Raw genomic sequence first — 18,658 nt, forward strand, 5'->3', positions numbered from 1 at the left:
TTAGATTGGGAAAATCACTCCTCAACTTTTGAAATTTCCCTTTTCCGTTACTAAGTCGGGGCTGTGAAAATAAAAACTTGACTGCTGATTGACAGGCAAAGAAATCATCACCGTAGTACCTTGATTCACGCCCGCGCTGTGCAGGGTAATGCTTCCGATCATAGATTCCATGATCCTTCGCGAGATAGCCAAGCCCAAACCGTTACCGCCAAACCTGCGAGTTGTAGAACCATCAGCCATCACAAAAGGTTGAAACAATTTCTGCTGGTGCTCGGGATCAATACCAATTCCCGTATCTTTAATTGTCACCACCACCCAATCGCTTTGACCGCTGGGACCCGTCATACTTTCCCCACTGCCGTTAAAACTACCAGAATTAGTCCTAGATTCTAGCCGCACCGATATATTAATGCTGCCCGACTCTGTAAACTTAACGGCATTGCTCAAAACATTTAAAAATACCTGTTTTAGCTTCTCTGGATCGGCATGAACAATAATCGGATCATGAGGAGCAGGCAAACTTAACTTCAAGCCTTTTTCCTCAATTTGAGCCGATTGCAAATCAATCGCGTCTTCAAGTACCTGGGTAATGTCAACTACTTCTAACATCATGGAGAAGGTGCCGGATTCTATTTTAGCAATGTCCAAAATATCATTAATAATATTGAGCAATTGCATGGACGAGTCGTGAGCCCGCTGTAAAAATTCCATTTCTTCATCTCGGTCATCGCAGTAGCCGTCCCGCACAATTTGAATAAAACCAATAATCCCGTTGAGCGGCGTTCTCAATTCGTGAGAAATATTCCCCAAAAATTCATTTTTTAATTGATTGGCAACTTGCGCTTCTTTGGTTGCGACTTCCAATTCTCTGGCCCAGGATCTGAGGCGCTGCACCATGCTGTTGAGTGCTTCTGATAGTTGATTAAATTCCCTAATTTGGAAATCTTGGGGCACTGTCTGCGACGCTTCCGTATCTACTTTCATCGCGTAGTCCCTCAGTTTTTCCACAGGACGCGCCAAGTCGCGAGACAGATATAAAGTCGCGATGATACTAGCAGCAACCAAGCCTACAATTAAATTAAATAAAACTTGCTGAATCTCTTCCAAACCTGACAGAGCGTAATCTAAACGAGAGACAGCTAAAATAATCCACTTGCTGTTCTCCTGTGTAGTTGAAGGACTCGGGATAGCGGCGTATCCTGCTAGCAACTCTACACCATTTCTTTCAAAGGAAAATAGATGGAGAAAAGCTGTTCCGCCTGCGATCGCCCTTTTGGCAATACTTTTTAGTCGAGCGGCGTCTGCCTCTTGGTCAATATTGCGGCCCACGCGGTTGACATTAGGGTGGGCCAAAATTGTCCCATCTTGGTCGATCGCCACCGTATAGCCAGCTAAAGAACCCTTGGGAGCGCTGGTTTGCACAGGCAAGGCCGACTTCAAACTCAAAGCATAACTCAACTGCAGGGTATTGCCCCGACGAATGTAAACAGGAGCGCTCAACACCAAACTCGCTTGGCTATGGGAGCCTTCTTTACCCGCCTCGGGAAAATCCTCAGCCCCCAAAGCCACCTTCTGATCGTTTGCTGTCCCCTGTCGCTGCGGAGGTAAGGACAGACGGATGTAAACGCTCTTGTCGTCCAGCAGCGTTTGCTGCTGCTGTACGGGTGGCCAAAATTTTGCCGGCAACGACTGAATCGGCTGCTGCCCGCAAGTGCTTGCTATCACTTGATTTGTCTTTACATTAGTCAATTGCAAGCAATCAACCTGCGCTGGCAACCGCTGCCCTAATTGCGCGATAAACTTTTGATAATCCTTCGGATCAACCGACTGCAACATTGAGCTTTCCGAAGCGCCGATCAGATTCGACTTCAGCGATTTCGCCCACTGGTCAATAGTTTCTGCTTTTCTGACTGCACTTTCTGTCAAGTTTTGACGAGCAGTTTCCAGAAGCGTCGAGCGTGCCTTGCGATAGGTAACATACTCCCCCACCAGTAGAACAGGTACGCTGAGCAACAAAATCCGCGACAGTAAAATACGGCGAAAGGAGGATTGACCTAACTTAACCATAGGAAATATCTAAATTAAGGTGCAACACCCAACAGCGACCATTAAAGTGAAATAAACCAGACCGAAAGCGTGAATCTGTCTAGGGGGCTCTGCTGACGGGACAACACAGCTTCAGAACAACATTTAAACACAATTATAGAAGCCACTGTAGTAATCTCGATTCTAAGTGTGTCAGCCCAAAGATGCTCAGCAATTTGTTTTGCAAATGCCTGTGATTTCGGTCACACTTCCCTTCTCAATTCTCGGAGCGACTGGCACCCGATCGCCCAGGGGCCCATTTTTCAGGCTGCAAAAAGCGTCGGGTAGACATACCGCCGTTGCTTGAAGCTAAAATCGCATAGATGCACTCGCCCCCAATTAACAGGCAAAAAGTTCGGTTTCCGGCTAGTGTACAGAGAGAATTCTGCTCGATCGGACTTTTTCTTTCCGAATGCCTTCGAGAGATGGGCGATGTGAGATTTGGCACCCTGTCAAAGATTTCTTTTGCCATCCGATTGATTCAGTGACAATAATTCACCTGTCAAACAAAAAGAATGAGACGATCGAGCTGCCGATAAACTCTGACAACCCTAATGTGGGGAACCTTGGCCCAAACAGTGCACCCACGCTCCGTAAATTCGCGGTCTCGGCAATAATCTCCATAGCTTAATCGATGAAAAAAAACTTTAGCAATTATACGTATTATTACACAAACAACCGTCCGAGATATCATCACGCATATTTGATATCTCCCCTTTTAGAAATGCTGGCGACACTTCAGCAGACCAGCAAGACAAAACTCCGAGTTTTGGATCTCGGCTGCGGCAATGGCAGCCTCAGTCACGTTATCGCAGAGCACGGCTGCGAAGTTGTCGGCGTTGACAGTTCTGCGCCCGGAATTGCCATCTCCCGTCAAAGTTTCCCCGATTGTCAGTTTATTGAAGCAGATATTTACGACCTTCCAGATACCGATATTTTGAACTCATTTGATGTTGTCTTAGCTATTGAAGTAATCGAACACTTGTTTTATCCTAAAGAACTAGCAAAAACTGCAAAGAGATGCCTCAATCCGGGAGGAAAATTAATTATTTCCACACCATATCACGGCTATTTAAAAAATCTGGCTTTAGCGGTTTCTGGCAAACTAGATAAACATTTTACCGTTCTTTGGGATAACGGCCACATTAAATTTTTCTCAGTAGAGACGCTGACCAAGTTATTAACATCTGAAGGATACACAGACATAAAATTTAAATTTGCTGGTCGGTGTCCCTATCTTTGGAAATCAATGTTATGCTCTAGTAAGTTTTCAGGCTAACCTGAAAACTTATGAATTGTGATTTGTCAATAAATTAAGTTTTTTGACTAGACCACCAGGCTTCATAAAAAGTAAAAAATAAGTTTCACTAAAAAAGTAAAATGACTGTTGGCGTTTGGATATTAGGCGATCAACTGTGGGAGAACAAAGCTGCTCTCAACCCCATAGATGATAAATCCTCCCTACCTATAATTTTAATTGAATGTTGGCAGCACGTTCAACAGCGGCGCTACCACCAACAAAAATTAGTATTAATTTTGTCGGCAATGCGGCACTTCGCTAAAGAATTGCGCGGCGGTGGATGGCAAGTTACTTACACAAAATCGGAGGACTTTGAAGCACCTCTCAAAGCTTGGATACAAGTTCACAATATCACCGAAGTGCGGGTGATGGCTCCGAACGATCGACCTTTTTTACAAATCGTTCACAACTTGCGACTCCCCTGCAAAACAACCCTGATTCCCAACAATCAATTCCTCTGGACAGAAACAGAATTCAAAGATTGGGCTTCAAGTCGCAAACGTTTGTTAATGGAAGACTTCTATCGAGCCAGCCGCCAACGTTTTCAAGTTTTAATGGATAGCAGCAATAAACCTATAGGAGGGAAGTGGAATTTTGACAAAGAAAATCGTCAGCCACCAAAAGGAAAACTGGATACACCCAAACCTCTCTGGTTTGAACCGGACGCCATAACTCAAGAAGTTATCGCACAAGTTAAATCTCTATCTTTCCCAACTTACGGCAAGATTGAACCTTTTCGTTGGGCGGTTACACGAGAGCAAGCAATGCAAGTATTAGATAATTTCATCGCACAGTGTCTCCCCGCTTTTGGCCCTTATCAAGACGCGATGGTGGCGGGGGAGGAAACAATGTGGCATTCTTTACTTTCTCCATATCTCAATATTGGCTTGCTGCACCCTTTAGAAGTTATTCAAGCGGCGGAAACAGCCTACCTAGAAAAAAACTTAAATTTAAACGGCGTCGAAGGTTTTATACGCCAAATTCTGGGCTGGCGAGAATACATTCGCGGTATGTATTTTTACGTGGATGCTGATTATTTTGAGAAGAATTGGTTCAACCACACTCAGCCGCTGCCGGAGTTTTTTTGGGACGCTAGTAAAACAGATATGAACTGTTTGCGCCAAGTTTTAACTCAAGTCGAAGGCAGCGGTTACGCGCACCATATCCAGCGGTTGATGATTTTGAGCAATTTTGGTCTAATTGCAGGAATCTCGCCCCAGGAGCTAGAAAAATGGTTCCACAGTGCGTTTGTGGATGCCTATGACTGGGTAATGCAGACTAATGTGCTGGGCATGGGTTTGTTTGCTGACGGCGGTGTGTTGGCCTCGAAGCCCTATGCTGCTTCTGCCAATTACATCAATAAAATGAGCGATTATTGTCGGGGGTGCAAATTCGATCGCACAGTGCGATCGGGCGAAAATGCCTGTCCCTTCAACTTCTTCTACTGGGATTTCCTAGCGCGCCACCGGGACAAACTTCAGTCGATCGGTCGCATGAGCTTTATCTTAGCCAATCTCGACAAAATGCCGCCTGCAGAATTGGCAACCATCCGCCAAAAAGCAGCAGAGTGGCACTTAGTCAGTTGACTGTTGACTGTTGTCAGTTGTCAGTTGTTAATCCTTTGCAGTGGCTAATAACAAATAACCAATAACATTAATCAACAGTCAACAGTCAACAATGCCCCATGCCCCATGCCCCATGCCCCATGCCCCATGCCCTATGCCCCATGCCCTTTGCAATTCTTATTTTTTCCCTGACTTTTCCCTAAACATTCCACAGCGTTTCCACAGGCAAGTCTGAGGTTTTCCACAGATCCGACAAAGTTTTCCACAGAAATTAACGGCACGGTAGCATCTTGCTGCGGAATTGGGGATTTCCTTAACTTGCTGCCTAATTCCTCATAAACCCCCCAACACATAAAGATATGTAACAAAAAATGCCCTGAAAAGCTTATTATTTGGTAAACCTTTTTTTTATGTAAAGGACTTTGTAATATTTCGCAACATTGACAAACCCACCCCCTCATAGCGCACAATGATGCGACCGACCTAAAAAAAAGCGCTCTGATTTCGGCTGTGCCTGCACCTGTATCCGGCCGAAAGGGGGGTTCTGTTTTCAATTTATTAGCGAGACTAAAAAAAATGATGAACCCAACAGTCAGTATTTTTGCTGAAATTCCCGAAACGCTGCACGATTCTCTCAAAACATACCTGGAAACCCATCCCGAATGGGATCTAGACCGAGTATTTTGCGCGGCGCTGTCGCTGTTTTTGTTGCAGAATGCCGATAGCGGTACGCCTGAAGCTTCGCGCAGTTATCGCCAAGCTGCGAGAGTTTATCTAGAAACTCTGTTTCAATCTCCTCAAGACTTGCACAGCAACAATGCAACTCCCTCGTCTTAAAGGATCAGGGGAGAGGGGGAGACGCGGTTTCTGGGAAGGATTTTAGTTGACCGAGAGGGCGCGCACTGCATAGGTGGCAACTTCAGCTTAAAATCCCTGAGAACTATCGCTTATAGCTTAATGCCGAGCTCCATTGCATCTCCCTTAAGAAGGAAACTTTGATAGCTTCAAGTCCCCCCGGACTATCAGGGCAGGGCTGTTTCATTCTCAGGAAAACCAGCCTTTTGACTCTTGTCGTGCCAAGAATGCCGACCCGACCCATCCACGATTTGTTAGGCATTGGGTGGGATTGGGGCAGCCACGGGGGGGGGATTGGGGCAACTACGGGGGGATTGCCCCTACAAGAGAATGAAAAATCCCCCCGGACTATCAGGGGATGCCGGGGGGATAAGCTGCCTTAATCGTCAAACAGTAGACGGGTATTACATAAGACGCGCTTGTTTACACGCATGGTGCTGATGGCGCACTCTACAGACTACAAACTAATGGCTGAAGACTACATCATGCCCATGCCACCCATGCCGCCCATGCCGCCCATGCCGCCCATGCCGCCCATGCCGCCCATGCCGCCCATGCCGCCCATGCCGCCCATGTCGCCCATGTCGCCGCCGCCGGCTTTTTTCTTCTCCGGTTTTTCGACAATCACAGCTTCAGTGGTCAGCACCATACCAGCGATGGAACCGGCATTTTGCAAAGCCGATCGCACGACCTTAGCCGGGTCAATAATCCCGGCGGCAATCATATCTTCGTACACATCGGTGAGAGCGTTGTAGCCAATGTTGAACTCGCTCGCCCGCACTCGTTCGATGACGATAGAACCTTCAACGCCGGCATTATCAGCGATTTGACGCAAAGGTGCTTCCAAAGCTTTCTTCACCAAGTCAGCGCCTACTTGTTCTTCGGCGTCTAAAGTATTTGCGATCGCATCTATTTTTGTAATCAGGTGAATTAGGGTCGTGCCACCTCCGGCAACGATACCTTCTTCCACAGCAGCTTTAGTAGCGTTCAGAGCGTCTTCAATACGCAGTTTACGGTCTTTGAGCTCGGTTTCGGTAGCTGCGCCGACTTTAATTACAGCGATGCCGCCGGCGAGTTTGGCGATGCGTTCGGTTAGCTTTTCCTTGTCGTAGTCGGAATCCGTCGCTTCTAACTGCTTGCGGATTTGCTCGATCCGTTTTAGCACGTCAGCTTTGTGTTCTTCGCCAGCAACAATGATCGTGTTTTCTTTGTCGATCGTAATTTTGCGGGCGGTACCGAGCATTTCTAGGCTTGCGGTATCGATGCTGAGTCCGACTTCTTCGGAGATCAGTTGACCGCCAGTGAGAACGGCGATATCTTGAAGCATAGCTTTGCGCCGCTCCCCAAAACCAGGAGATTTCGTTGCTGCGATGTTCAATACGCCGCGGGCTTTGTTGACTACCAGAGTTGCCAAAGCTTCGCCTTCAATATCTTCGGCGATAATTAGCAGCGGTTGACCTGTGCGGGCGATTTTTTCCAGAACTGGAATTAGTTCTTGAATCGAGCTAATTTTTTTGTCGGTAATCAGGATGCGAGCGTTTTCGTACTCAACTTCCATGCGGTCGGTGTTAGTGACGAAATACGGAGAAAGATATCCGCGATCGTACTGCATCCCTTCGACAACTTCCAATTCCGTTGTCAGAGATTTCGACTCTTCAACAGTAATTACGCCGTCTTTCGTGACTTTTTCCATTGCTTGGGCAATCATGGCGCCGACTTCTTCGTCGTTACCGGCGGAGACAGTGGCGACCTGAGCAATGGCGCTTCCTTCGACGGGTTTCGCCAATTTCTCGATTTCCAGCACCAAGTGGGCGATCGTTTTTTCAATACCCCGGCGCAGCGCGACTGGGTTTGCGCCTGCTGCGACATTCTTCAAACCTTCGCGAATGAGGGATTGAGCTATAACCGTTGCGGTTGTTGTGCCGTCGCCTGCGATATCTTTAGTTTTGGAGGCGACTTCTTGAATTAAGCGAGCGCCAGCATTTTCCAGGGGGTCTTCGAGTTCGATCTCCCTAGCAACGGTGATACCGTCGTTAACAATTTGGGGACTGCCGTATTTCTTTTCCAATAGGACGTTCCGGCCTTTCGGGCCCAAGGTGATGCGGACAGCATCGGCGAGTTGATTGACGCCGCGTTCTAGTGCCCGGCGAGATTTGTCGCTAAATGCAACTATTTTGGTCATGTTTGTCTCCAATCGCTTACATTAGCAAATTTAGCACTCTCTGACTCTGAGTGCTAAGTCGATCGATTTTTGATTGTAGCGCGACTCAACGCTGGGGGGGATTGCGGGGGCGGATTAGGATTTGGGCGAGCTCGTTCCGGGTGGCTAAGGACAGGGCATTGCCGTGTCCCCACAGATCTCGTGTTCCCACAGATATAATGGGGTTTGTTACATATCGATATAATCAGGTTTTAGTTAATACCAAAACCTAATTTTGATGGCACGTTATCCCAAAGCAGAATTTTTATTAAAAATTTCTTAACTTGAGTTTGCGGTCATCTACCTTTCGATAGAGCTTCTATTATTTTTTCAAACTTCTACCTTCTATAGCAACACAACAGCCAAGACTATTAGGACGTTGTTAATTGCTGAAAACCTTGGGGAAGACTCCTTCTTCCTTCAGCATCCATCCGTTACATCCGTTACAAAATCCGTTGCCGAACCTTCTTCCTTTTCTCAATCAATCTCAAATTACGCACTAACAAATGGCTCGTTATTCTCGACTGCAAAAACTCGGCTCTTATATGCGCCCGCACTGGAAGCCAACATTCTGGGGCGTTTTTTCGCTATTAGTTGTCAATGCTGTGGGCGTTTACATTCCCCTGCTGATTCGGAATGCAGTTGACACTCTCCAAGTTGCGACTAAATTTGACCAAGTTTTCAACTTCGTGGCACTAATTCTGCTCCTCGCCTCAATTATGTGGGTAATTCGGATGGCGTCGCGGATTTTGCTGTTTGGCGTCGGGCGTCAAGTCGAATTTGATCTCAAACAGCAAATATTTAATCATTTATTAACATTAGAACCGTCTTATTTTGCAGCAAATACGGTAGGAGATTTAATTAACCGCGCTACTTCCGATTTGGACAATATTCGGCGCTTGGTGGGGTTTGCGGTACTCAGTTTGGCGAATACAGCTTTTGCTTATGCTTTGACTTTGCCGGTGATGCTGGGGATTAATGTACGGCTGACGCTGTTGGCGATCGCCGTTTATCCTTTAATGTTAGTTTTGGTGCAGTTATTTAGCGACAAACTTCGCATCCAACAGTTAGCCGTGCAAGAGGAATTGTCGGCGATGAGCGATTTGATTCAGGAGGATATGAGCGGGATTTCCGTAATTAAAATTTACGCTCAAGAAGAGAACGAACGCCGAGCTTTTCGCAATTCCAACGCACAGTTGCTATCAGCAAATTTGGAATTAGCAAAAACTAGAAACTTTATTTTTCCGCTGCTGGGCGGTTTGGCAAGTATCAGTTTGTTGGTGCTGCTTTCTGCTGGTGGCGGGGCAATTGCTAATGGTCAAATTAGCATTGGCGATTTTGTGGCGTTGCTAATTTATGTCGAGCGTTTGGTGTTTCCGACGGCGCTGTTGGGTTTCACGATTACTGCTTACCAGCGGGGAGAAGTGAGTGTCGATCGCATCGAATCAATTCTGACTGTGGAACCGCAAATTAAGGATGCTGCCGATGCAGGTGAACTGCCAACTCCAGTCAAAGGCGAAGTTGTTGCCCGCCATCTAAATTATACTTATCCCGGTGCTAAGACACCGGCGCTTAAAGATGTTGATTTTACCATAAAACCGGGCGAAACTGTCGCAATTGTGGGGGCGATCGGCTCGGGAAAATCAACTTTAGCTAATGCGCTGCCCAGACTGCTGGACATCGCTCCGGGTCAGTTATTTTTAGACGGACAGGATATTACCGAAATAAAATTGACCCAATTGCGCGGGGCGATCGCCTACGTTCCGCAAGAAAGTTTTCTGTTCGGCACTACCATCAAGAATAACATCCGCTACGGAAACCCTTTAGCGGAACAGCCGCAGATTGAAGCCGCCGCAAAACAAGCGCAAATTCACGCCGAAATCCTCAACTTTCCGCAGCAGTACAAAACAGTTGTCGGCGAGCGCGGCATTACTTTATCCGGCGGACAGCGGCAGCGGACGGCACTTGCTCGCGCTTTGTTAGTTGACGCCCCGGTGTTAATTTTGGATGACGCTCTTTCCAGCGTTGACAATCAAACTGCTACCGACATTTTGCGAAACTTGGCAACGGGAACCGATCGCAAAACGGTAATTTTTATCTCCCATCAAATGTCGGCTGCGGCTAGTGCCGATCGCATTTTTGTGATGGAGAGAGGAGAAATAGTTCAGAGCGGCACTCACCTTGAATTGGTAGGGGACACAGGGCTTTATCAGTATTTGTGGAACCAGCAAAAATTAGAGGAATTGCTCCATTGAAAAGTGACAGATACTTTGAATTATCTAGAGTTAGATCATAGATAAATAGGTAGGTGCAAATAAACTGGTCGCGAGGAGGGCGGGTTTTGTCCGAATAAACTGGCTGCTAGTATAGCTCCCGGCTAAACCCGCCTTCCCCATTTAATGTTTATTTGTAATCAGCTACTTAACTAGGAAAGTTAGGGTTGAAATTTATGCCACTAACTTCATTCGTAATCATAGGATTTTGGTGCTAAAAAAGCAACAAAATTTATTCCAGCAGATTTTAATTAGCTACCTTACTGAAGGGGATTTCTTGTTGTTGTTGCAATAATTTAATTGATTGCAGACTATCTGAAGCAGCATCCCAAAGAATGAATTTGAAGCAGTCAGGAATATCGCGAAGTGTCAGTGATTTTGAGTTGGCCAACAGGTGAATATTAGCATTGTGACAGGCCTGAAGATTATAGTTAGGTATTCGCTCAGAAAGATGATGAATATTATGGTAAGCAATATCAGCAGAAAACCAATTGAGAAGATTTGGTAATTTTAGGTAACTACTGCCTTCAATTGCACCGAGAAGATAGTCCCAACCCTCAGCTTTATGAGCGTAGGAACCGTCAAAATTATGCTGAACAAAGAAAATACAGATAAATATCGCTGCTGAACAGGTCATGACAATTGAGTAAACACTCCAGAAAAAGCCAAACCCCAGTAAGTTGCTCAGATAAATCCAGCTACCAACAACACAAATATTGTTGAACAGTAAATCCCAAAATTCAGCCGTCGTATACCAATGTTTGGATTTATAAGAAGCAATGATTGCAGATAAACCCATGCCAAAATCTTGATTGAGACAAGCAAAAATATGTCCGATAAAACCCGTAATTCCCAATATCAGCGCGAGCCTAGGCTTAATAATTAGATAGAAAAAACCACCGGGAAACAGCATCAATGGGTGTCTGAGTAACTGATACATCTTTTGACTAAATGGACTTAGCGCCGCAAATTTATCGGTGGATATCAATGCCGAAGGGCCTCGGTACATATCCCAATTACCATTATGTTTGTGGTGATAAGCGTGTCCCCTCGACCAGGGGTACTGAGGAATCGCATTGATAATACCTAGCAGAAAACCCATCATACGATTGACTTTTTTAGAACTAAAAAGAGAATAGTGTCCGCAATCGTGCATCAAAGAGAAACAACGTCCTGAAAAAAGTGTCATCAACACCATTATCGGCGGCAGCAGGAATACAGAAATGGCAGCAGCTTTAAAGGCTAAAAACCATAAAAATGTATAAGGAATCACTGTATTGAGTATTTGGCAACTAGCTTTGAAGTTGTTGCTCTTCATATAAGGAGCTAGCACAAAATCCGACTTTTTGATCGCGTTTTTCATTCAGTATGTCTATGGTGTGTGGATAAGTGCTTAGCTTAGCATCAGGAGAGGTTCGCTATTTTGGGTTTTGTTTTATTGCAGGTAATTGGGTGAACTTCGGTTGAAATTTTACCCATACTTTACAAATCTGCTGATAATTTTTAGTTCATTACCTCCTCCATTTTGTGGTTTCGCCAAGCTGAAGGTTATCCCCGATTTGACGTACTTAATCATAACAAAATGCGGTACTAATTGCTAATTGTTGCCACAAAGTGAGTTGTATTTTATCATTACCTGTTAGGAGCAAAATAATTTATTTGGTGGGATTTTATGTCGCCATGATTTCAAGCAAATGTGAGATAGGGGATGGCTCTATTAACCGTCGTTGCAAATGATAATCTTTGCTAGACAATTAATTCAGTTAGGAAGGGTAAGTGATGGAGAACCGTATCAACCTGCCACTTCACAGGTGTATTGATAGGCAGATTTACATGACAAATCACCAGGCATCAAGCAGGCATGAAAAATCCATTTCAAGCAGTGTATCCAATGGTCAGCATATTTTGGTGAATGAACAGATTCTGTCAATACCCAAAGCTACCTTGCCGCTTGTTATCTTCAACTCGCATTGATTTCTTGCTTGCTGCAGCACTGTAGCAGACTTTACCATATTTTTCAGCGTGAGAACAGTCTGCAATAAAGCATCTGTCTCTAATTTCCCATTAAAAAATGCTTTCAGGGCTTTGTTTATTTCCCGGTTGTTACCAATCCGAGGATATTCCCATGTCTCAGCGAGAATCGTCATAACTCAACTTTTTTTGCTGAAAAAACTGTGAAGCCTGTCAGCCGCAGAACAAATTGCTGCACCCGAAGGCATTAATATGATTGTTGGTTGGACGATCGACCTTCGGTGATTTATGCCGCTATTTTTGCTTGCATCGTCTGTGGCACACTTTACCGTTGCGGGCTCTACCCCAACTCGATCGCAGGTTCAAAATTTTGGCTACTGGCGAAAACTTTTTATTTGCGGGCTATAGGGGCGATCGACAAACCGCCCATCTCGGAAACCAAAGCTGACACAACATCCAGAAGCGCAGAGACTTTTGGCTCAATTCCTTGAGAATAGAATTTGAGGAGCGATCGCAATTGCCTGCGTTTTTTGTGCTCGGAGATAGCTCTGATTTGCTACAATCTAATCGCACACGCGATTAGAAATGGGTTATGACCGAACTATTAGATGAGACGCTTTCTATTGAAATGGCCGCTCGCATCAAAAGCAACCGTAAAAACTGCTTTGACAACGCTTGTAAAGCAGCGTTAGCCACCGAGGGCGCGATTTATGTTCAAGGCTTTTTAGCCGTGCCGGGAGTGCCATATAAACCCATCGAATATAGCTGGATTGAACTCGACGAGCGAATTGTTGACCCAACCTTTCCCCATCTTGGTTTCCTCGCTCAAGACATTCATTACTTCCCAGTCCAGCGCTTCAGCGTCAAGAAACTCAAAGCAATCCTAGAAGAATCAAAAGAAGATTATCCTGAAGACGACCCGCTGCCGATTTATGGCAATCAACCTTATGAATATTACGGCGATTTGATGTTAGGCGGTAGCGATTACCAAAATGCTTACGATTTGGCTGCCGCTAAATGCAGGGAATTAAACCAACCCAAAAAACAGGATGCGAACTAATTCAAGACTTACCAAAAAATGGTTGGATGCGCCTATTATAGCAGTAAGGTACGCTGCACCCTACGTATAGAGGTTCAAGTAAGTGCTGAAGCTCCAAACCTCGAATAATGAAAAGCAGCCAATAACGGATCTAATTTCTGATTCCCAATCAAATCAGCCAATAATTTAGCCGTCACCGGAGCCAACAAAATGCCGTTGCGGTAATGCCCCGTCGCCCATGTCAAATTCTCCCAAGCACTAGCACCCAAAATCGGCAATTCATCAGGAGTAGCCGGCCGGAATCCCCACCAAAACTCCAGAATTGGATAGTTTTGTAATTCGGGATATAACTTAATGGCTCCTGCTAGCAAAATTTGGATTCCAGCAGGCGTATTTCCAGGTCTAAAATCCACATTTTCGCTAGTTGCACCAATAATAATTCTGCCATCTTGACGTGGCACAATATAAATGCCAGTCCCGAATAGAACGGTTTGTAGGGGCTGGATAACTCCACAATCTTCTGGTACACATACTGATAGCATTTGTCCCTTTCTTGGAAAAACAGGAATATCCAATAATTTCTCAGACCAAGGACCCGCAGCCAAAACATAACGGTCAGCTTGTAATTTTCCTGCCGTTGTTTCCACTCCAAAAACTCGGTTTTTCTGCCGAATAATTTCCTCTGCCGTGCCTTGAATAATATCAATTTTTAATTCTTTGCTTGCAAATTGAAGCGTCCGAAATAAAGCGCGGTTGTCTACTTGAGCGTCGTCAGGATACCACCAACCGCCAATTACTTCTTGACCTAATCCAAACTGGTGCTGGCGAACAGTATCTCTGTCCAACCATTGATAATTAAGGTTTGACAAAAGCGGCTTTTCTTGAGGCTCGTTTTGACAAACTGGTGCGAGAATTCCCGATCGCCAATATCCCGTTTTCAAGCCAGTAATATTCTCTAGCTGTTCCACCCAGGCGGGATACAGTGCGCGGCTTTGCAAGCACAAATCCAGCATCGGACTGGGGGGAATTCGTTCAGCTTGCGGGGCAAGCATTCCAGCAGCAGCCCGAGCCGTCGGTTGTTTAGAATCGGCGGTGAGAACCGCGACAGATGCCCCTCGCAATTTCAGTTCTACTGCTAGCGAAAGACCAATTATTCCGCCGCCAATAATCAGAATATCTTTAGATGAATTCATTAACTTTTATATGGACTTTCTGGCTTTTTTGACCTCTCGGGTTTCTTTATGGTAAGGTGCATACGGCGCACCTTACAGTTAGAATTCTTGCACAAGTCTTACAGATTATCTGGCAAGGCGATCGTCCTATCTGCCTTCCTTAACAAAAAATCTATGCTTGGGGTTTCCAGACAGTTTCAGAACCTTGACCCCAGAAACCGTCATATTTTGTCACCTTAATATCGCCTAAAACCTTGGTTTGGCAGGACAAACGGCGGTTGGAGGCGGGAGAATGGGGAGGAACGGAAAGTCGGGCTTTTTCGCGCCACTGGGGCTCGGAAACTTCGCCCTCGACGGTGACGGCGCAGGTGCCGCAAGTGCCGAGGCCGTGGCAGTTGATGACTTTGGCGTTGCCGTTGTAGAGATCGATGCCGTTTTTGAGCAAAACTTCACGGAGATTCTCTCCGCGATCGCACTCAAATGTTTTGCATTGCGCTTGTACCTTGACCACAGCAATTTACCCCAGTTAGATTTATGTTAATTTTCCTATATATTATCGCATTAAATTCAATTATATTCATCTAATATGGTAAGTGATATATTACCAATTTCTCGATCGCAATTTCCCATGACAAATCGGCTCTGGATCTACGATACCACGCTGCGAGACGGTGCTCAGTGTGAGGGACTCTCCTTATCTCTCGAAGACAAACTGCGAATTGCTCGGCAGTTAGACAGTTTAGGAATTCCCTTTATTGAAGGCGGCTGGCCGGGGGCGAATCCTAAAGACGTACAATTTTTTTGGCGTCTCAAAGAACAGCCCCTAACTCAAGCAGAAGTTGTAGCTTTTTGTTCGACTAGGCGGCCGGGAACTACGGCAGCTAATGATGAAATGTTGCAGGCTATTTTGTCCGCCGGTACTCGCTGGGTGACACTGTTTGGCAAGTCGTGGGATTTGCACGTTATTGAAAGTTTGAAGACTACGCTAGAAGAAAATCTGGCGATGATTCGAGATACAATTGAATATTTGCGGAGTCAGGGAAGGCGCGTTATTTACGATGCCGAACACTGGTTTGACGGCTACAAGCACAATCGAGATTATGCTATTAAAACTTTAGAAGTAGCCGCGGATGCTGGTGCAGAATGGCTAGTGCTTTGCGATACTAACGGGGGTACTTTACCTCACGAAGTCAGTCAGGTTGTTCGTGAGGTTTTAGAAGCTTTAGGAACCAACCGCGAAAAATCTTTACAATTAGGAATTCACACTCACAACGACTCGGGAGTTGCGGTTGCTAATGCTTTGGCTGCTGTGCGGGAAGGAGTGACGATGGTACAGGGAACTATTAACGGTTACGGCGAACGCTGTGGCAATGCCGATTTATGTTCCTTAATTCCTAATTTTCAGCTAAAGTTGGGTCATAATTGCATTGAAGACGAGCAATTAGTTAGATTAACTCAAGTAAGTCGATCGATTAGTGAAATTGTCAATCTTGCTCCCGACGATCGTGCTCCTTTTGTCGGTCTTTCGGCATTTGCTCACAAAGGCGGAATCCACGTATCGGCTGTTGAGAAAAATCCGTTAACTTACGAACATTTGGAACCGGAAAAAATTGGCAACAGGCGGCGAATTGTGATTTCGGATCAAGCGGGTTTGAGCAATGTTTTGGCGAAAGCGCGCATTTTTGGCATGGATCTCGATCGCAAAAATCCTGCTTGCCGCCAAATTTTGGAAAAATTGAAAAATTTGGAAAGTCAGGGATATCAATTTGAGGGTGCTGAGGCTTCTTTTGAATTGTTAATGCGAGAGGCATTGGGAAAGCGCAAGCATTTATTTGAAATCAAAGGTTTTCAAGTTCACTGCGATAAAGGTAAGGAGGAAACAGTTAATTCTTTAGCAACCGTGAAAGTGACTGTTAACGGTCAAGATATTCTGGAATGCGCGGAAGGAAACGGGCCTGTTTCGGCACTTGATGCGGCTTTGCGGAAGGCTTTGCGGAATTTTTATCCGGCAATTACTGATTTTAACTTAACAGATTATAAGGTGCGAATTTTGGACGGATGTGCGGGAACTTCTGCTAAAACTCGCGTGTTGGCCGAGTTTAGTAACGGTCAAGACCGCTGGACGACCGTGGGGGTTTCTGGTAATATTTTGGATGCTTCTTATCAAGCGGTTGTTGAGGGTTTGGAGTATGGTTTGGTGTTGGGAGATAGGGAGGCGATCGTTTTAACTGTGTCGAGTTATTAGGTTAACGGCGAAGAGAAGTTGCCTGAATATCTATGTTTAAATAGATACCAGGCGATTTCAAGATAGAGTTAGCCAATTTAAAAAGGGTGAACTGAGATTTTGCATCATTCTCAATAATGTTTTTATGGGCTGGCTATAAGACCCCACCAACAAGAAATTCATTCTTTGTGGAACAGGCCCGAAAGCCTGTTAAATGAACATGGTGCTCTGGGCGTGAGTAAAACCAAACCTCGGATTAATCGGGTTTCCATCGGGAATAAACATCGGGTAAACCTTCGGGTTATCCATCAGATAAAAATAGCATTTACCTTTACTAACTACGTCCCATAAAGGTTTAAATGTTTTGTTACTATGCTCTCCTAGTACCCATCCTCAAATACTTGTTTTTAACTGATATACCGCTGTCTAAAGCCAAACTTTGTTTTTTGTGAGCAGACAAATGTTTCTAATTATCCAATTTCGGTAATTGTCTGTCCCTCATAAAAATTGGGCAGGAGTTATCCTAGTTGTTTGATCCAATTCATAATTGTCGTATGATGTACACCTTTGACTCTCTCAATCTCCCTTAACCCCATGCCATTAACATACATTTTTAGGCATTCATCTTTCACTTCTTGAGCATAACCTCTGTGAGGTTGATAGCAGTCTATAAATTGTCTACCACAGTTAACACACAGGTAGTTCTGCTTACCTTTTTTGCGCCCATTTTTATTGATATGAGTTGACTTACATTCAGGACATTTCATAAAATATAACTTGTGTTAGATTGTTTTTTGTGAATTGCTTTCAGAATCAATTATATCTGAATTTAGCAACGCCGATTATTTAATAATGTGGTGTGATGACAGAATCATTTTTGCTATTGATGGTAACTCTGTATGAGGGATAAAACCCCTTATACAGAGTTACCAGTCTCTTTCAATTGCGCCTTCTAGCTAAGACTACTTTTTCACCTCATTATTATTACCTTCCCCAACTATCGATCGCATTCCTTCGAGCGTCGCGGGAATGCTGCGCGGGTCCATAAACATCACCTTGCTGCTGTCGCTGGTGCCAATTTTTAGACCCATATCTAGATAGTTTTGAGCTAACAAAAATTGTAAAGCTTCCCGGGCATTGGGGTCATTTTGCAGAGTTTTGCCGATGATTTGCAAAGCCTCCGAAGTAGCTTGAGCTTTCAAAACCTGACTTTGGCGTTCTGCTTGAGCTTTCAGGACGATCGCCTTTTGTTGAGCTTCCGCTTCCAAAATAGTCGCTTTTTGGCGCGCTTCTGCATCGAGAACTTGCGCTTCAGCTTTACCTTTGGCGCTGTTAACTGCTGACTCGCGTTCGCCCTCGGATGTCAGAATTGCCGCCCGCTTGCGTCGATCGGCTGCCATCTGCAATTCCATCGATTCCTGTACAGTTTTAGAAGGGATAATATCGCGCAATTCTACCCGCGTTACTTTCACTCCCCAAGGATCGGTAACAATATCTAAATCTCTGAGCAATATTTCATTAATTTGAGAACGAGCAGTAAAGGTTTGTTCGAGATCCAGTTGACCCATTTCGGCGCGAATTTGAGTCAGCACCATATTTACCATTGCTGACTGGAGATTTTCTACTTTGTAACAAGCTTTTTCCAAATCTACAATGCGCCAGTAAACCACAGCATCAACCGTGAAGGAAACGTTGTCGCGGGTGATACAAGCTTGCGGAGGAATATCTAAGACTTTTTCCCGAATTGTTTGCTCGTACACGACGCGATCGAAAAACGGCGTGACAAAATTCAAACCTGGTTCCAGTTTCTTGCCGTTGTATTTACCTAAAGTTTCCACCAGCGCTTCATTTCCTTGGTTGATAATCTTGACTGAACCTGCGAGGGCTGAGCCGCCGAGTGCTAAAAATACAAGTAAAAAAAATTGTTCCACGGTCGCCTCCTATAAATATAGAGTGTTGACTGTTGACTGTTGA

At 45.0% G+C, this 18,658-nt stretch carries 15 protein-coding genes and 1 pseudogene; 7 read left to right on the forward strand and 9 right to left on the reverse strand.

What is annotated here, in order from left to right:
* Nucleotides 1–21: 21 nt before the first annotated feature.
* Nucleotides 22–2,067, reverse strand: coding sequence for a sensor histidine kinase (locus tag QUB25_RS14150; protein ID WP_333183833.1), 2,046 nt, complete (start codon nt 2,065–2,067; stop codon nt 22–24).
* 235 nt (nt 2,068–2,302) lie between these two features.
* Entirely contained in the window at nt 2,303–2,557 is a 255-nt protein-coding gene (locus tag QUB25_RS14155) for a hypothetical protein (protein ID WP_333036357.1), read from the reverse strand.
* Nucleotides 2,558–2,719: 162 nt separating this feature from the next.
* Between QUB25_RS14155 and QUB25_RS14160 the strand changes: the two genes are divergently transcribed.
* From QUB25_RS14160 to QUB25_RS14170, 3 genes are all read left to right on the forward strand, one after another.
* Nucleotides 2,720–3,364, forward strand: coding sequence for a class I SAM-dependent methyltransferase (locus tag QUB25_RS14160; RefSeq protein ID WP_333183834.1), 645 nt, complete (start codon nt 2,720–2,722; stop codon nt 3,362–3,364).
* 101 nt (nt 3,365–3,465) lie between these two features.
* On the forward strand, nt 3,466–4,971 hold the full coding sequence (locus tag QUB25_RS14165) for a cryptochrome/photolyase family protein (protein WP_333183835.1): 1,506 nt from the start codon (nt 3,466–3,468) through the stop codon (nt 4,969–4,971).
* A 558-nt stretch (nt 4,972–5,529) separates the two neighbouring features.
* A complete protein-coding gene (locus tag QUB25_RS14170; RefSeq protein WP_333134830.1) occupies nt 5,530–5,787 on the forward strand; it encodes a DUF2811 domain-containing protein in 258 nt (85 codons plus the stop codon).
* A gap of 496 nt (nt 5,788–6,283) precedes the next feature.
* Here QUB25_RS14170 and groL read toward each other — a convergent pair whose 3' ends face one another.
* Nucleotides 6,284–7,987, reverse strand: a complete 1,704-nt coding sequence (gene groL / locus QUB25_RS14175) for a chaperonin GroEL (RefSeq protein WP_333183836.1) — start codon at nt 7,985–7,987, stop codon at nt 6,284–6,286.
* A gap of 524 nt (nt 7,988–8,511) precedes the next feature.
* Here groL and QUB25_RS14180 point away from each other — a divergent pair.
* Nucleotides 8,512–10,260: an ABC transporter ATP-binding protein gene (locus tag QUB25_RS14180; RefSeq protein ID WP_333183837.1), complete on the forward strand. Its 1,749-nt coding sequence runs from the start codon at nt 8,512–8,514 to the stop codon at nt 10,258–10,260.
* A 265-nt stretch (nt 10,261–10,525) separates the two neighbouring features.
* On the opposite strand, the gene QUB25_RS14185 is transcribed toward QUB25_RS14180, so the two are convergent.
* Both QUB25_RS14185 and QUB25_RS14190 read right to left on the reverse strand, forming a co-directional pair.
* Entirely contained in the window at nt 10,526–11,641 is a 1,116-nt protein-coding gene (locus QUB25_RS14185; RefSeq protein WP_333183838.1) for a fatty acid desaturase, read from the reverse strand.
* Nucleotides 11,642–12,173: 532 nt separating this feature from the next.
* Nucleotides 12,174–12,425 carry a hypothetical protein gene (locus QUB25_RS14190; RefSeq protein ID WP_333183839.1) on the reverse strand — a complete coding sequence of 84 codons (252 nt, stop codon included), beginning with the start codon at nt 12,423–12,425 and terminating at the stop codon, nt 12,174–12,176.
* Nucleotides 12,426–12,512: 87 nt separating this feature from the next.
* Here QUB25_RS14190 and QUB25_RS14195 point away from each other — a divergent pair, with 87 nt between their 5' ends.
* Nucleotides 12,513–12,740 carry a hypothetical protein gene (locus QUB25_RS14195; protein ID WP_333183840.1) on the forward strand — a complete coding sequence of 76 codons (228 nt, stop codon included), beginning with the start codon at nt 12,513–12,515 and terminating at the stop codon, nt 12,738–12,740.
* Nucleotides 12,741–12,841: 101 nt separating this feature from the next.
* On the forward strand, nt 12,842–13,309 hold the full coding sequence (locus QUB25_RS14200; protein ID WP_333183841.1) for a hypothetical protein: 468 nt from the start codon (nt 12,842–12,844) through the stop codon (nt 13,307–13,309).
* A 74-nt stretch (nt 13,310–13,383) separates the two neighbouring features.
* On the opposite strand, the gene thiO is transcribed toward QUB25_RS14200, so the two are convergent.
* A complete protein-coding gene (gene thiO / locus QUB25_RS14205) occupies nt 13,384–14,481 on the reverse strand; it encodes a glycine oxidase ThiO (protein ID WP_333183842.1) in 1,098 nt (365 codons plus the stop codon).
* 151 nt (nt 14,482–14,632) lie between these two features.
* On the reverse strand, nt 14,633–14,971 hold the full coding sequence (locus QUB25_RS14210; protein ID WP_333183843.1) for a 2Fe-2S iron-sulfur cluster-binding protein: 339 nt from the start codon (nt 14,969–14,971) through the stop codon (nt 14,633–14,635).
* 117 nt (nt 14,972–15,088) lie between these two features.
* Here QUB25_RS14210 and cimA point away from each other — a divergent pair, with 117 nt between their 5' ends.
* A complete protein-coding gene (cimA, locus tag QUB25_RS14215; protein ID WP_333183844.1) occupies nt 15,089–16,705 on the forward strand; it encodes a citramalate synthase in 1,617 nt (538 codons plus the stop codon).
* Nucleotides 16,706–16,942: 237 nt separating this feature from the next.
* Here cimA and QUB25_RS14220 read toward each other — a convergent pair.
* Together QUB25_RS14220 and QUB25_RS14225 are read right to left on the reverse strand one after the other, a co-directional pair.
* Nucleotides 16,943–17,451: pseudogene (locus QUB25_RS14220) on the reverse strand (IS1 family transposase); the annotation flags it as partial.
* A 195-nt stretch (nt 17,452–17,646) separates the two neighbouring features.
* A complete protein-coding gene (locus tag QUB25_RS14225) occupies nt 17,647–18,615 on the reverse strand; it encodes an SPFH domain-containing protein (protein ID WP_333183845.1) in 969 nt (322 codons plus the stop codon).
* Nucleotides 18,616–18,658: the final 43 nt, after the last annotated feature.

Source organism: Microcoleus sp. B3-D7 (assembly GCF_036705305.1).
Taxonomy (GTDB): Bacteria; Cyanobacteriota; Cyanobacteriia; order Cyanobacteriales; family Microcoleaceae; genus Microcoleus.